The organism is Flavobacterium microcysteis (assembly GCF_006385255.1).
Classification (GTDB): Bacteria; Bacteroidota; Bacteroidia; order Flavobacteriales; family Flavobacteriaceae; genus Flavobacterium; species Flavobacterium microcysteis.
This window is the reverse complement of sequence record NZ_VFJE01000056.1, coordinates 151075-168166: the sequence shown is the minus strand read 5'-3', so window position 1 is coordinate 168166 and position 17092 is coordinate 151075. Positions and strand designations below refer to the sequence as shown.

At 40.4% G+C, this 17092-nt stretch carries 9 protein-coding genes; 6 read left to right on the top strand and 3 right to left on the bottom strand.

Annotation, left to right across the window (positions count from 1 at the left end; genetic code table 11):
* Nucleotides 1-102 precede the first annotated feature (102 nt).
* From FJA49_RS14435 to FJA49_RS14415, 5 genes are all read left to right on the top strand, one after another.
* Complete coding sequence (locus FJA49_RS14435) at nt 103-1362, top strand: TolC family protein (RefSeq protein WP_140001634.1); 1260 nt, start codon at nt 103-105, stop codon at nt 1360-1362.
* The gene (locus FJA49_RS14430) at nt 1362-2366 is read left to right on the top strand and encodes an efflux RND transporter periplasmic adaptor subunit (protein ID WP_140001633.1); all 1005 of its coding nucleotides are present in this window, start codon (nt 1362-1364) and stop codon (nt 2364-2366) included. The genes FJA49_RS14435 and FJA49_RS14430 overlap by 1 nt, the downstream gene beginning before the upstream one ends.
* 35 nt (nt 2367-2401) lie before the next feature.
* Nucleotides 2402-3112 (top strand): MgtC/SapB family protein, encoded by a 711-nt coding sequence (locus tag FJA49_RS14425; protein WP_140001632.1) that lies wholly within the window; start codon nt 2402-2404, stop codon nt 3110-3112.
* A gap of 253 nt (nt 3113-3365) precedes the next feature.
* The gene (gene mgtA, locus FJA49_RS14420; protein WP_233590184.1) at nt 3366-6074 is read left to right on the top strand and encodes a magnesium-translocating P-type ATPase; all 2709 of its coding nucleotides are present in this window, start codon (nt 3366-3368) and stop codon (nt 6072-6074) included.
* A gap of 62 nt (nt 6075-6136) precedes the next feature.
* Nucleotides 6137-9259: an efflux RND transporter permease subunit gene (locus FJA49_RS14415; protein WP_140001631.1), complete on the top strand. Its 3123-nt coding sequence runs from the start codon at nt 6137-6139 to the stop codon at nt 9257-9259.
* 60 nt (nt 9260-9319) lie between these two features.
* On the opposite strand, the gene FJA49_RS14410 is transcribed toward FJA49_RS14415, so the two are convergent.
* Nucleotides 9320-9943, bottom strand: coding sequence for a GyrI-like domain-containing protein (locus FJA49_RS14410; protein WP_140001630.1), 624 nt, complete (start codon nt 9941-9943; stop codon nt 9320-9322).
* A gap of 167 nt (nt 9944-10110) precedes the next feature.
* Nucleotides 10111-11790 carry a T9SS-dependent choice-of-anchor J family protein gene (locus FJA49_RS14405; protein WP_140001629.1) on the bottom strand — a complete coding sequence of 560 codons (1680 nt, stop codon included), beginning with the start codon at nt 11788-11790 and terminating at the stop codon, nt 10111-10113.
* A 259-nt stretch (nt 11791-12049) separates the two neighbouring features.
* Between FJA49_RS14405 and FJA49_RS14400 the strand changes: the two genes are divergently transcribed.
* Nucleotides 12050-13159, top strand: a complete 1110-nt coding sequence (locus tag FJA49_RS14400; RefSeq protein ID WP_140001628.1) for an epoxide hydrolase family protein — start codon at nt 12050-12052, stop codon at nt 13157-13159.
* 89 nt (nt 13160-13248) lie between these two features.
* Here the strand turns inward: FJA49_RS14400 and FJA49_RS14395 are convergent, their stop codons facing one another.
* Nucleotides 13249-16998: a T9SS type A sorting domain-containing protein gene (locus tag FJA49_RS14395; protein ID WP_140001627.1), complete on the bottom strand. Its 3750-nt coding sequence runs from the start codon at nt 16996-16998 to the stop codon at nt 13249-13251.
* Nucleotides 16999-17092: the final 94 nt, after the last annotated feature.

The following is a 17092-nucleotide window of genomic DNA, read 5'->3' as shown; positions in this document are numbered from 1 at the left end:
TAACTACTTCGTTCTCTAATAAAATTCTAATTTTTTTCTATTGATTCTCTAACGCCCCTTTCCATAGGGAATAAAGACTTTTGTGCCTATAAAAAAGGCATAATGATTTTTCATTTCAAACTCCCAGTATCGATTGCTCTTCTTTTCGTGTTTAGTCACACGGCAAAGGCGCAGGAAAAGTATACCCTGCAACGAGCTTTGCAAACAGCAAAAGCCAGCAATCCCTTTTTAAAAACCGAACAATTTGCTATAGGTATCGCTCAAGCAGAAGCCATCACTTCAAAACAGTGGTATAATCCAAAATTAGGACTGAACTATATCAATATTGCTTCTCAAAAAAATGCAGCACCCAATTCTGATTTATACAGCGCCATAAACAACCAATATGCTTTTCAATTGGGAAAAACTTTTCAGGTTGCAGGACAGCGCAAACACAAAATAGATATGGCAGGCAAGAATATTGCCTTTGCAGAGAAAAGCTATGCAGAAACAGAACGTAACTTATTTCTTGAAGTAGCTCAAAAATGGCTAGAGGTATGGGTAGCCCAAAAACAATTAGATATTCTGACTTCTGCCAAAAACAACATTGACAGCCTTGTTATTACCAACCAAAACCGTTATAAAAATCAGGTTATTACGCAAACCGACCTGTATCGTACCCAATTATTATCCAAGCAATATGCCATCCAATATAAAACAATGCTGCAGGAACATGCCAATAAAAAAACCGAACTACGCTTTTTGTTAGGTAGTAAAGATTCGTTGAGCATTGATATGAAAGACCCATTTCTTTTTTCTGGTTCTGAAAACATAGAAGGTTTGCTTGCTCAATCTCTTGAAAATCGCAGTGACATCACAACTGCCAAAACATTGATTGAAGTTTCGGACAGCAACATCAAGCTTCAGAAATCGCTTGCATTCCCACAGCCGGAAGTTGGAGTTATCTATAACCCTCAAAATACTATTCCCTATTGGGGTATTTATGCCACGTTTGACCTCCCTTTTTTCAATCGGAATCAAGGTGAGATAAAAAAATCAGTTGTGCTGAAAAAACAGGCCGAGCAACATCTTTTTACGATACAAGAACAATTGCAAACCGAAATCAAAACGGCTTATGCAAGCTACAAGCTACAGAAACAGAACGTGCAGAATTTCGAAACAGTCTTAGAGCAGTCTCAGTCTATTTTAGACAATGTAAAATATGCCTATTTGAAAAGCGGCACAACCATTATCGACTTTTTAGAAGCGCAACGTAGCTGGTTGGAAACACAACAGCAATATTATGAGGCTTTGCAACACTACCGCCAAAGCTACTTTCAACTGCTTTATGCAACAGGTTTAATCAATCAACTAGCGAAATAATGAAAAATATAAAATACTTATTGCCTATGCTCCTACTTCTTACTTCCTGCAGAAATGAGGAAAAAAAGAAAGAGGAAAAAAATGCAACCCCGACAGTTAGTAACAGTGGTCAGGAAATATCCTTTCAGGATACAGCAGCTATTACATTTTTCAAAACCGAAAAAGTAAACGACAATAGTGTCAATGCTGACCTAGCTGCCATCGGTAATGTCGGAGCTATAATTGTTTCGTCAAACACTGGAGCATCACAAAACATCATATTATTTGAAAAACCAGAACTGGCAAGCAATTATACACAGCTGATCCAGCATCAGGCTAATATCCGCCAAATCCAGAACATCAACATTCGCCAAAAACAGATTGAACTAGAACGCACAAAAGATTTGCAGCAACATGGATCGGCCACAGGACAGGATTTATTAAATGCCCAGGCAGCGTTAAGCATGGAACAAACAAGTCTTGCCAATGAAAAAGCCGCATTGATTGAGCATGAAGCCAAATTAAAATCCGGCGGTTTTAATCCCGAACTCTTGCGAAATGCAAAAGCCGGAGCAGCTTATATCATCTGTGACATTCCTGAAAACCAAATCAGCAAGATTAACGAAGGAAGTTCCTGCTCTATCTCTTTTTCATCATTCCCGAACGAAACCTATACCGGAAAAGTGGAAAATATTGCCGATGTGGTTGACAATGCCACACGAATGGTAAAAATCCGAATACGAGTAAACAATAGTACGAGCAAAATCAAAGCCGGAATGTTCGCCAACATTTCATTTGGATTAAACGAAGGCAATTTTGTTACCATAAGCAAAACATCTTTAGCCACCGTACAAGGAAAAAATTATGTATTTGCTAAAAAGTCGGCTCACGAATTTGAACGACGAGAAATACAAACCGGACAGCAGATTGGCAACAGGATAGTTGTATTTAAAGGATTAAATAATGGCGATGAAATTGCCATTGAAGGTGTAATGCAATTAAAAGGATTAAGCTTTGGGTATTGATTTGCCCTGAGTAAGTAATTATAAAATCAGAACCAATGACCATTTTAAGTTTTTCTATCCGCCTTTTGTTTGCACTTGTTTTTGGTGCTTCTATTGGCATTGAACGACAGTGGCGGCAAAAAAGCGCCGGGTTACGCACCAATACTTTGGTGTCGTTAGGTTCTGCTGCTTTTATATTGCTTTCGGTTTCTCTGACGGATAATGCAGGCGATCCAAGCCGTATTGCAGCACAAATTGTAACCGGTATTGGTTTTTTAGGTGCAGGCGTAATCATGAAAGACGGTTTGAGCGTTCAGGGCTTAAACACAGCTGCCACTATTTGGTGTTCAGCTGCCGTGGGTTCACTTTGCGGTTTGGGCTTATTTGCACAGGCAGGCATTGTTACAGCCGCAATTATGCTTACGCATATGCTTCTGCGTCCGCTTGGACAAAAACTGAGCTCGCTTACATTTATTAAATCCGCTACTACACAAATTGACTATCTGTTCACAATAAAATGCAAAACCGAAGTCGAAAATCACATTCGGGTATTGCTGATGCAGATGCTCGGAAATGAAGAAAAACTATTACTAAAATCATTGACCAGTGATGATACTGACGATATAAGCCATGTAACAATAACAGCCGTTATCAAATCGGCAACGCCGCAGGATAATATGATCGAACGGGTAGCAAGCCGTCTGACCATAGAAGAAAAAGTAATTAAAGTAAGTTGGGAGATTATAGGAACTGAATCCGATTTATAACTATGATTTCAGCCATACAGAGATATATTCCTTCTCTCAACTTTTTTCCAACAGTACCTCCACTGTTGTATTAATGCGGTTTCAAAAGCCGTAAAGTAAGTTGGGAGTATAGGAATGCCATCAAATTTATAGCGTTAGTTTAAGCCATACAGCTATTCCTTCTCCCAACTTTTCTTTTTCAACAGCATAAAAACATGTGCCCAATTTGTTTGCTTCAAGGTCTGGAAATTTATTCATCAACAAAAAGAGGATTATGATGATACACTTAAAAACGAAATTAAAAAACCCGCTCCACTCCATAATCAATTCCAGCGGAATGAATATGGGAACCGTTACCAAACTGCAAAACGCATCCAGCCAGGATGATAAGTTTGTATATGCCATGCTGGAAACAAGTGAGCAAGGAATAACCAATGCTACTGCAGAAGAACGCAGGCTGAAATTTGGAGTTAATGAATTGCAGCACCAGAAAGCACCAAAGCGATTTATTCAGCTATTGAAAGCATTTGCCAATCCTTTTATTTACATACTGCTAGTCATTGCTGCCGTTTCATTTATTATTGATGTATGGCTGCCCACTGCCGAAGACCGTGATTTCAAAACCGTAATTGTAGTTTCTATTATGATTTTGGTAAGTGCGCTTTTGCGTTTTGTGCAGGAATACCGAAGTAATTCGGCTGCCGAAAAGCTAAAGAGTATGGTAAAAACCACGGCTACCGTGTTGAGAAAGTTTACCGGTAAAAAAGAAATCCCTATCAGCGAACTTGTTCCTGGCGATATCATACATCTGTCTGCCGGAGATATGATTCCCGCCGACTGCCGCATTATGCAGAGCAAAGACCTTTTTGTCAGCGAAAGCATGCTCACAGGTGAAGCCTTGCCGGTTGAAAAAAATCATTTCCCAATACGTAATGCTGAACAAAAGCAGCCTACAGAGCTCAATAATGTCTGCTTTATGGGTACGAATGTGGTAAGCGGTTCTGCTATGGCAATTGTTGTTGCTACAGGAAGCTATACTTTTTTTGGAAGTATCAGCAAATCTATTGTGGGAGAACGTCCCGAAACCAGCTTTGATAAAGGGATTAATAAGGTCAGCTTTTTGCTTATCCGTTTTATGCTGGTAATGGTTCCGCTTATTTTTTTAATCAACGGTTTGCTAAAAAACGATTGGGCAGAAGCATTGCTCTTTGCCATCGCTATCGCTGTAGGTCTAACACCTGAAATGCTGCCCATGATAGTTACCGCTAATCTGGCAAAAGGTGCTGTAACCATGAGCAAGCATAAAGTAATCGTAAAACGGCTGAACTCCATCCAAAACATTGGGGCAATGGATATTCTTTGTACAGATAAGACCGGAACTTTGACATTGGATAAAATTGTATTGGAAAAACACCTGAATGTTTACGGAATAGAAGATGATGAAGTCCTAAAATGGGCCTACCTCAACAGCTACCATCAAACAGGACTTAAAAACCTGATGGACGAAGCCGTACTGGAACACGCCGATTTGCACGACTATCTGAAAGTAGAGGAACAATATATTAAAGTAGATGAAATCCCTTTCGATTTTCAACGCAGACGGATGTCTGTCGTACTGAAAACGCATAACGGCAAACATCTTCTTATTACTAAAGGCGCCGTTGAAGAAATGTTGGAATTATGCACCAATGCTTTTGATCCCGGTGATGACCGTAGTCTCCATATCGAGAATGACACCATCGTTCCAATGGACGACACCATGCGAAACACCGTATTGAATACTTCTAAAAAAATGAATGAAGAAGGACTTCGGGTTTTGCTGGTTGCCATTCGTGAATTTGACGGTTCGCATCCGCTCACCTATTCCGTTCAAGATGAGAACCAACTTACTTTAACCGGGTTTATTGGTTTTCTTGACCCTGCAAAACCATCGTCAAAACCTGCTATTCAAGCCTTGCAAAAATTAGGCGTAAGCATAAAAGTACTCACGGGCGATAATGAAATTGTTACAAAGAAAATTTGCAATGATATAGGTATTCCTGTGCAGTATGTGGTCAATGGCAGCGATTTGGAAAAAATGACCGATGATGAATTATTACAGCAAATTGATACTGTTTCCGTTTTTGCCAAGCTAAATCCCTTGCAAAAAGTACGGGTAGTAAAGGCACTGCGAGGCAAAGGTCATACCGTTGGTTTTATGGGCGATGGTATTAATGATGCCGCCGCATTAAAAGAATCTGATGTAGGTATCAGCGTAGATACAGCCGTAGACATTACGAAAGAAAGTGCCGATATTATTTTGCTGGAAAAAGACCTTATGGTACTACGTAAAGGCGTGATATATGGCAGGCGGACTTTTGGCAATATCATTAAATACATCAAAATGACAGCCAGCAGCAATTTCGGGAATATGTTCAGTATGCTTGGAGCAAGTGCATTTTTGCCATTCCTACCTATGTTGCCTGTACATCTGCTGATACAAAACCTGCTCTATGATGTTTCACAGATTTCTATTCCGTGGGACAGAATGGATGAAGAATTTATCCAAAAACCAAAAAAATGGGATGCAGGAAGCGTGTCGAGATTTATGCTTTTCATTGGCCCGATAAGCTCCATCTTTGATTTTGCCACTTTTGCGGTCATGTTTTTTGTATTCAAAGCAAATACGGTTGAACATCAAACCCTTTTTCAAAGCGGCTGGTTTATAGAAGGCCTGCTTTCGCAAACGCTGATCATACATATGATACGTACCCGAAAGATCCCTTTTATACAAAGTTGGGCAGCAACTCCGGTAGTCGCTTTAACTTCATTGATTATGGTTATAGGCATCCTGATTCCTTTTTCACCTTTTGCAGCAGCATTAAAAATGCAGCCTTTGCCTTTGAGCTATTTCCCATGGCTCATAGCCATACTAATCAGCTATTGCTTGCTTACACAATTAGTAAAAAACTGGTTCATTAAAAAATTCAATTCCTGGCTATAATACAGCCATCTATTTACAGATAAAACACATTCGGATATAGTAAAATCCTAAAAAAACAAGCAATGATTAATAAGCTACTGATATTCTCCCTAAAAAACCGCTGGCTTGTAATAGTGGTCAGTTTTGCACTAATGGCAATTGGCTATTATTGTTTTACAAATCTGAAAATTGAAGCCTATCCTGATATAGCCGATACCAACGTAATTATTGTTGCACAATATCAAGGTCGTGCAGCCGAAGAAGTAGAACAACAGGTTACCGTTCCTATAGAGAGAGCACTGCAAAATACGCCCAATGTACTAGACCGAAGAAGCAGGACTATTTTTGGTCTAAGTGTTGTACAGCTCACTTTTAAAGATGGCACGGATGACTATTTTGCAAGACAGCAGGTCATGGAACGCCTTGCAACAGCCGAATTGCCCGAAGGCGTCTCGCCTGAACTTGCTCCGCTGTCTACAGCAGTTGGTGAGATTTTCCGTTATGTGGTCGAAGCACCTCCAACCTTTTCGCCTATTCAGTTAAGGGATTTGCAGGATTGGGTAATCAAGCCCTATTTATTACAGACTGCAGGAATAGCCGATATTACCACTTTTGGTGGACCTTTGAAGCAATTCCATATCCTTACGTATCCGGACAAACTACGCAAGTACAGTCTTACCATTTCAGAAGTAGAAAACGCCGTAATTGCAAACAACCAAAACACTGGTGGAAATATCCTGGAACGTGGCGGTCAGGGTTTTGCCGTTCGCGGATTGGGAGCCATCAAGAATGAAAGTGATATTGAAAATATCGTACTCAAATCAGAAAACGGAATACCTGTTTTTGTACGGGATGTGGCAAGCGTAGAAATTGCTCCGCCGCCGCCAAGCGGAGTATTGGGTTATACTGTTGCCGGAGGAAATGTAGAGGTAAATAACGGAGTTGAAGGAATTATTTTGCTCCGCAGGTATGAAAACCCAAGTGAGGTATTGGCAGAACTGAAACAGCGAATTGCCGATTTACAGCAAAGCGAATTGCCGGAAGGTGTAAAAATCAGGACTCTTTATGACCGAAGCTTTTTAATTGACCATTCACTACACACTGTTGGAAAAACCTTGTTTGAAGGTGTTAGTATCGTTATCATCATCCTCATTTTCTTTTTGGGAAGTATGCGAAGTGCTTTAGTCGTGGCACTCACTATTCCTTTTTCATTGCTTTTTGCCTTTATCATTATGCGACTTACGGGTATTCCTGCCAATCTGCTTTCGTTGGGTGCGATTGATTTTGGAATAATTGTAGACGGTGCTGTAGTAATGGCAGAGCATCTCATTAGGAAATACCGGAACGCAACACCAGAAGAAAAAGGAAATGGAATTGTACAGATGACGTTACTTTCTGCAAAAGAAGTTGGCCGTGAAATTTTCTTCTCTGTAACAATCATCATATTGGCCTATATGCCTATCCTCTTGATGACCCGAGTAGAAGGCAAGCTTTTTTCGCCTATGGCTCTAACTCTGGCATTTGCAGTTATCGGTTCTATGATTGCCGCATTAACCTTTATTCCGGTATTGATTTCTTTTGTTTACAACAAAGCCATTTCAAATCCTGATAAGCCATTCAAAGAACATAAAAACAGGTTACTTATTTTTTTAGAAAACGGCTATGGAAAAATGCTTTCCAAACTTTTGAAGCATTATAAAAAAACGGTACTCATCGGTTTTGGAGTGGTGTTATTCCTGATTTCATTCGGAATGAAATTAGGGACAGAATTTTTGCCGGAATTGGATGAAGGTTCTATTTTTCTTCGGGGCAATTTCCCAGCTGGAATTACCATACAGGAAAATGCCAAATATGCTCCAAAGATTCGCAAGATCATTTCAAAATACCCGCAAATCTCTTACGTCATTACCCAGACAGGCAGAAATGATGATGGTACCGATCCGTTTCCCGCCAATCGAAACGAAATTTTAGTAGGCTTAAAAGAATACCATCTATGGAATGATACTATTTCCAAAAAAGAATTAGTGAAACAGATCAGTACTGAACTGGAAAACGAACTGCCAAGCGTGAAATTTTCTTCCGGACAGCCTATTATCGATCAGGTAATGGAAATTGTAACCGGAAGTGCCGCCGACCTTGCTGTTTCAATTGTAGGCGATGATTTGACACTGATGCGAAACAAGGCAGACAGTATCGCCCATATCGTAAAATCAATGCATGGAAGCGTAGGCGTAAACATCGAACAGGAAGGAACACAGGAACAGCTGGCTGTCAATATCAATCGGGAACAGGCAGCACGATATGGTATCAATGTAGCCGATATTCAAAATATGATAGAAGCTGCTATTGGCGGTAAAAACATTTCTGTTCTGTATGACGGAGCAAAACGCTATGATATTGTCATCCGCTATCTGCCTCAATTCCGAAACAATATTGACGAAATCCAAAAATTGCTTGTGCCTTCTTCAAGCGGTTCTCTTATTCCGTTGGAACAGCTCGCCAAAATCAGTTTTGTAGAAGGACAGACCAATATTTACAGATACAACAACAAGCGGATGATAACCGTGCGTACCAATATCAGAGGCCGAGATCAGGGTGGTTTCGTAAAGGAACTGCAAAAGAAAATAGAAAATGATATAACCATTCCAAAAGGCTACGAATTGGTATATGGCGGTCAATATGAAAATTTGGAACGTGCCGGAAAACAACTGGCACTGACAATTCCCTTAACATTGGCAATGGTTTTTATATTCCTTTTTATGCTATACAAAAACTTTAGGCACACCCTGGTTACAACAAGCTGCATTCTATTTGCTTTGGCTGGCGGAATTATAGCATTGCTCTTACGTGGATATTATTTTAATGTTTCAGCAGGTGTCGGTTTTGTTTCTATTTTCGGAATATCAGTAATGGCAGGAGTGTTGCTTGTTTCAGCATTAAACAGGGCAACATCTGGCAATATCTTATCAAAAAAGCGGATTGGACAAACCTCTAAAGAACAATTGAGAGCGTTATTATCTATACTTATCCTAGCTATTTTTGGGCTTATCCCCGCTTCTGTTTCCAGCGGTATTGGTTCTGATATTCAACGGCCATTGGCAACCGTAATTATTGGAGGCTTAGCAAGTACTTTACTTTTTGCTCCTTTGCTCATCCCACCTTTGTATTGGTGGGTAAATAATAAGAATCGAGAAAATAAGCAATAACCAAAAAGCTTTTAGCAAAACAACAAAAGCCATTTCAATGGCTTTTGTTGTTTTTTCTATTTATTTCACCGGTTCTCTTAAAATAGTCCTGAGTTTACTTTCTTCTGTCTTGTTGAAATCTGAAAGGTAGATTTCGTGGTGCAGTCCATTTTTTTGGAAGCCGTTTTCCTCTATCATTTTTTTCATTTCCTGTAACGTTTCATTTTCCTTTGAAAATGGGCCAACATGCAGCATCTGTACCGATTTCCCTTCGTTCATTCTAAAAAACTCGATTTCTTTTACAAGTTCTAGTTTCTTTTTTGCGAAAGCGGCTTGAATTGCCTTTTCTACATCATCTTCAGTCACATATTCCGGTAATCGCAGTAACAAACGATATTCCCATTCACTCCTGGCAATTGCGTTTGGTGCTTCGTCCATAGTAATTCCTGCAAATTTCTTTTCGTCATACCACCATAACCCTTCCAGTTTTGAAACTGTAAAATCTTTGTCTTGCTGTTTGAACACAAATTTGATGGTATAGGCTGTTGTATAAAGTGCTTGTATTTTTTCCGAAAAACTTTTTTCAGAAGGATTGCCCTTGCCCGTTATTGAGATAAAATGTGCAGGCTCTATCTCAACAATTTCAGGTTTTGTTTTGGAAGTAAAATACGTTTTATACTTCTTTGTTAAATCTAATTTTTCCATTTTGACTGTTGTTTTTTGATTCGTATCCACAAAATAAAACTACAGCAGTGACAACCCTATGGCAGCATGTTTTTAATTTAACACATTTTAATTGCAATAACCAATCCTAAAATAAAAGCCTCTAATCTGTCGAAAAGAGGCTTTTGAAAACTTATAAAAAATGTTTATTATTTCTTCACAAACTTTACGGTTGTTCCCGATGCAGATCGTATAAAGTACAACCCTGAAGCCAGTGAGCTTATATTAATACTATTATTCCCGGATTGTAAAGACTCCTGTTGGATTATTTTCCCTGTCATATCAACAATTGTAATATCTGTTGCTTCATCCAGTTGGGCAAACAATTGGTCTGTTGCCGGATTCGGGTAAATTACCAATGCATTTTTCTGAGCAAACTCCGGAGTATCCAACACCGGGAACTGGAATTTTGCACTCATTGGATAATGATTGGAAGTCGTATTAAAATAATTGCTGATATTTTGCGGAACCGAGACTTCTTGTGCGGCACTGTTTGGAATATAGTATCCAGATAATTCATTAGAAACAATAATGTTTTCAATAATCGGGCGGATTCCCCAATTGGTGTTTGCATCAATTATGTCTTTAGTGATACTGCTATAATTGGCCGTATCGTCAATAAAATTTTTATAAGGCGAAACAGTACATCCGCAGGTGTTGCTCGATGTTCCGACAAGGAAATCATTAAAATCTCCAATAACTATAACATTTTTTGAATTATAGGTTGCTCCATCAAGGATGGTTTTCAGTGCCTGAGAAGCTCCCAACCTGCGTGTATAGCTCATTGCGTTACCGTCTTCAGCCTTGGCATGAATATTTACCAAAGACACCGGCACTAACGTAGTACCAGAAACAAGATTTACATTATACAAAGCAGGAAAGCGTCCGCCAGACCAATTGAAAGAATAAGAATTACCTTGTGCAGAATTCCCACTACTTAACTGCGACCCGCTTACAAATTGTACTCTTGCCTTTTTATAAATAATTCCTTGTCTTTGATCGCAATCATCTGTACTGGAAGGCACAATTTTACCTTCCCATTGGTCGCTACCTAAAAGTGACACTAGTGTTGTGATAGAAGGAAAAGCCGTTGTGTGTGTAACTTCCTGAATACAGTAAATATCGGAATTCATAGAACGCATGGCAGCTACAACATTATTAATTTGCTGCGTTTCATCAGTCGGTCCAAATGTTGTACATCCCAACCATTCCGTATTCCAATTGGTAATTTTAAAAATACCTGCATTAGGATTTGTTGGCTGAGGTTCGCCCGTAACTTTTACATTTTTAATTTCCCATGTAGCACTCTGGGTAGAACTGCTCATATAACGGAAAGCAATTCGTGAATTTTGTGATTTGGCCGCCTCGGGTATCACAAGCTCGCCAGAAGAAATATATTGCCAGGCAGTAGGAACATTTTGATTAAGACCTGACAGTTCAACCCATGTTGTCGTTGCCGGATTACCTGTAAAATTAGAAGTAGCGAAAACTTTATACCAACCTTGCGTCACGCCAACATTCAATACAGAAGCGTTTCCACGAGTATGGCTAAAAGTAAGTTTTACGTTATCGGTTTGATCCAGATTCATTACCGGACTAATAAACCAATCTTCGTTTTCAAAACTTTGTCCTCCTGCAAATCCGTTGCACATAGCACCGTATTGGGAACTAAAAGTCCAATTTTGAGCACCTGTAACGCTATAAGCGGTAAACGTATTGAAACTTGTCTGCGTAAGCAATGTTTGATCCAGAATAGTGGTTTGTGCATACAAGCTGGCACCAAAATTCGAAAGAACAAGTAAAAGAAACAGTCTAAAATATTTTTGCATTTTGTAGGGGTATCAATCTGGAACAGCTACACAAAATTTCTTTAGAAGAACCGCTCACAGATAAAGTTAGTCGAGCGCAAACATACAAATAAAACTGGCTTTTACTTTTACTAAAACATTAAGTTTGAGCACTTAAATCACAATTATTTAAGAGTTAAAATTAGAAATTTTATAAAATCGATAAACTATTTTACCGTATTTTTAAATACAAAATGGAAATCGCATACGAAGTATTAACACAACCCTAAATCTATTACCTATGAATCCATTTACTGTTAACATTTCAGAAACTGTAATTAGTGATCTGAAAAACCGTATTCAAAACACACGTTGGCCCGGAGAACAGGAAGGTTCTGGCTGGAATTTTGGAACCAGTGAAAGCTATTTGAAAGAACTGGCTAATTATTGGACCAATGAATATGACTGGAGGAAGCAGGAGAAACAATTGAATCAATATCCGCAATATCTTACTGAAATAGATGGAATTCAAATCCATTTTCAATACATAAAAGGCAAAGGCAAAAATGCAAAACCGTTAGTGCTGACGCATGGCTGGCCAGACAGTTATTATCGTTTTCATAAACTCATTCCGTTGCTTACTGAAGGAGAACAGAGCTTTGACCTCGTTATTCCATCCATTCCCGGATTTGGTTTTTCTGCTAAAGTTGCTATCAATAGCGAAGCCGTTGCCGATCTTTGGAAAAAACTAATGACCGAAACGCTGAATTATTCAAAGTTTTGTGCGGCGGGTGGTGACATTGGCATGGGAGTTACTAAGGCTTTAGCTTCAAAATATCCGGATGTTGTGGAGGCAGTTCATTTTACGGATATCGGCTACCCAATGGGGCAAGAAGATCCAAACAGCATGAGTGAAGATGAAAAAAAGTTTGCCCAATTTGTACAACATTGGTGGTATAGTGAAGGAGCTTATGCAATGGTACATGCTACCAAACCACAATCGTTGGCCTACGGATTAAACGATTCGCCTATTGGATTAGCTGCCTGGATTGTGAGCTTTGGAAATGCCGGAGCACCTCCTGAGCTAATTGAAACGGCTTTTGGAGGTAAAGATGAAATGCTTACCAACATCATGATCTACTGGGTTTCGCAAACAATAGCTACCTCTGTAAGAATGTATAAAATGGAAGCGATGGCCCAATGGGGCGGTTCTCCTCCTTTACAAAAAACCAATGTTCCGGCTGGAATTGCTGTATTTCCTCGAGAAGCACAATTTCCGAAAGAATGGGCAGAACGTTTTGTAAATGTTACACGCTTTAAGAAGATGGAAGCCGGAGGACATTTTGCAGCTCTGGAAGTACCACAGGTTTTCTCAGATGAATTACGATCTTTTTTCTACAGTTTGGCATAAGAGATTTCAACATACAATTTTCTTTATTAATTATAAAAGCCCCTAATCTCACGAAAAGGGGCTTTTTTTGTAAACTAATTAAAAACCTTTTATTTCTTCACAAACTTTGCAGTTGCTCCTGATACAGATCGTATAAAGTACATTCCTGAAGCCAGTGAACTTACATCAATACTATTGTTTCCAGACTTTAAAGTCTCACGTTGTATTGTTTTTCCTGTCATATCAACGATTGTAATCTCTGTTGCATCATTCAATTGGACAAACAATTGGTCAGCAGTTGGATTCGGATAAATTTTCAGTCCACCTTTTACAAAAGTATCCACTCCTAAATTAGTTATCTGAACGCAGTTTGATGTTGCAGAACATCCATTCTGAGTTACGATTACCGCATAAGAACCGTTTGCACTTGCTGTATAGGAAGCATTGGTTGCTCCATCTATTGGTTGATTATTGGCACAATTAATCCATTGATAGGTAGCTCCTGTAGCAGATGCCGTAATAGTGCTTCCTTGTAAAGTTGTGGTCTTATTTACCAAATTAACTACAACCGTCATTGTTGCTGTTGTAACACATTGCCCAGTTGAAGGCGTAAAAGTATAGGTTGTTGTTGCCGTATTGTTAATTACCGGGCTCCACACACCTCCAATTCCATTATTGGAAACAGTAGGCAGTGTAAATGTTCCGCCAGAACAAACTGGTGCAATCTGTGTAAAACTTGGAACAGTTGGTGCAGTAACATTCATTGTAATAGCATTGCTCGTAACGCTGGTTGGCGAAGCGCATGCTGCATTACTCAACATTGTGCAAGTAACAACACTTCCATTCGCCAATGTAGTAGTTGTATATGTCGGGCTATTTATTCCAACGTTATTTCCATTAACTTTCCATTGATATGAAGGCGCTGTTCCTCCATTAACTGGTGTTGCCGTAAAAGCAACACTTGTTCCCTGGCAAATTGTAATCTCTGAAGCGGCAATTGTAACTGTTGGAGTACAAGCTGCCGGAGGCGGTCCTACCAAACAGATCGTAAATGGAAGCGCATTTATAGCCGCATTAGGATTTAGTACGCGAACATAATAGGTTCTGCCAATAACAAAACTATTTCCTGAATATACAGAAGCATTTGAATTTGATGGAACACACTGCAACCTATTACCCGTACAGCTATCTTCATAGATTTCCATTGCAAGATTCATTGACCAACCCGAATCTACTCTGATTACAGAAACAGACATTGACTGACCTGTTGCCGTGAATCGGTACCAAACATCCTGGCTGCTGTTGGCTGCACAGGAAGGAACTCCGCCATCCAGCAACGCACCTCTAAATGTACCGGAAGTATTCACACAAGTATTCGCAGGTGTAAGTTCTATAGCTGTCGCACAAGTATCGTTTGCAGGTTTTGGGAATGCCTGAAGGCAGATGTTAAAAGGAAGCGTTATTATTCCCCTATCCGGGTTCAGCACGCGGACATAGTAGGTCCTGCCTACTGTAAAGTCCGAATTGAAATAGGTAGAAGCATTCTGATTAGTACTGATACACTTGAAACGGTTACCAGAACAGCTTTCCTCATAAATCTCCATCGCAAAATTCATAGTCCAACCTGCATCAATTCTGACTACATAAACAGACATCGTCTGCTCTGTTGCCGTGAATCGGTACCATACATCCTGACTGCTATTAGCTGCACATGAAGCAACTCCGCCATCCAGCAACGCACCACTAAATGTACCGACCGTACTTACACAGCTGCTGTTTGGCGTAAGCACAGTTGCCGTTGCACAAGTATCGTTCACAGGTTTTGGGAATGCCTGAAGGCATATGTTAAAGCCAAGTGTTATTATTCCCCTATCCGGATTCAGCACACGAACATAGTAGGTCCTGCCTACTGTAAAGTCCGAATTGAAATAGGTTGCGGCATTCTGATTCGGTGCAACGCACTTGAAAAGGTTACCGGAACAGCTTTCTTCATAAATCTCCATCGCAAAATTCATAGACCAGCCGGTATCTATCCTTGACAGGTAAACAGACATCGTCTGCTCTGTTGCCGTGAATCGGTACCAAACGTCCTGGCTACTGTTGGCTGCACAGGATGGAACCCCGCCATCCAGCAACGCACCGCTGAATGTGCCAGCCGTATTTACACAACCGCTGGTTGGCGTAAGCACAGTTGCCGTTGCACAAGTATCGTTTACAGGTTTTGGGAATGCCTGAAGACAGATGTTAAAAGGAAGCGTTATTATTCCCCTGTCTGGGTTCAGCAAGCGAACATAGTAGGTCCTGCCTACTGTAAAGTTCGAATTGAAATAGGTAGCGGCATTCTGATTCGGTGCGACACACTTGAAAAGGTTGCCATTACAGCCCTCCTCATAAATCTCCATAGCAAAATTAATAAACCAGCTGGTATCTACTCTGGAAACGAAAATAGACATAGTTTGTTCTGTTGCCGTGAATCGGTACCATACATCCTGGCTGCTGTTGGCTGCACAGGATGGAACCCCGCCATCCAGCAACGCACCGCTAAAAGTGCCGGCCGTATTTACGCAGCTGCTGTTTGGTGTAAGCACTACTGCCGTTGCACAAGTATCGTTTGCAGGCTTAGGATAGGCACGAAGGCAGATATTAAAAGGAAGCGTGATTATTCCTCTGTCCGGGTTCAGTACGCGCACATAATACGTCCTACCTACTGTAAAGTCCGAATTGAAATAGGTAGCGGCATTCTGATTCGGTGCGACACATTTGAAAAGGTTGCCGGAACAGCTCTCCTCATAAATCTCCATTGCAAAATTCATAGACCAGCTCGTATCTATCCTCGATAAGGAAATCGACATTGTCTGTTCTGTTGCCGTAAATCGGTACCAAACATCCTGGCTGCTGTTGGCTGCACACGAAGGAACCCCACCATCCAGTACCGCTCCTCTGAATGTGCCGGCCGTATTTACGCAGCCGCTATTTGGTGTAAGCACTGCTGCCGTTGCACAAGTGTCGTTTGCAGGCTTTGGGAAAGATTGGATACAGATATTGAAACCGCGCGTACTCAAATCGCCAGCCGGATTCATCACACGGACATAATAGGTCCTGCCTATCACGAAGTCTGCACCGAAATAGACACCGACATCTGCGCTCTGCGAGATACACTTGAATCGGTTTCCGGAGCAGCTTTCTTCATAGATTTCCATTGCGAAATACATCGTCGTGTTCGTTACCGCTCTGGATAAATTAATAGCCATTGTCTGTTCTGTTGCCGTGAATTTATACCAAACATCTTGTCTACTGCCAGTGGCACAGGAAGGAACCGGTCCGTCCAGCAATGACCCACTGAAACTACCGAAAGTATTCGTGCAGTTAGTATTCGGTGTAAGCTGCTCAGCCGTAGCACAGCTGTCGTTTGCAGGCTTTGGAAAAGCCTGAATGCAGATATAGAAACTGCGGGCACTCAGCTCGGGAATCGGATTCAGCACGCGGACATAATAAGTCCTGCCTATCACGAAGTCCGTATTGTAATAAACAGAGACATCTGTGCTCGGTGCGATGCACTTGAATCGATTGCCTGTGCAACTATCCTCATAGATTTCCATCGCTAAATACATTGTCGTGTTCGTTACAACCCTGGATAAGTTAACAGCCATCGTCTGTTCTGTTGCCGTGAACTTATACCAAACATCCTGGCTACTGTTATTGGCACAGGACGGAGTTGTTCCGCTAAGAGTTGCTCCGCTAAACGTTCCGCTTACATTGCAGTTAGCATTCGGAGTTAATTGAATCGCATTAACGCATTCATCATTGGCCTTGGAGGAAATATGCCAAAAAAGAATAAAACATAGTAAAAGGTGTTTCATAAAAGTATATTGATTTTGATTGTTGATTCACGTTGGTAAATTTAGATTTACAGCCACAAACAGCTATGTAGCCATGTTGCCAGATTGTGTACTA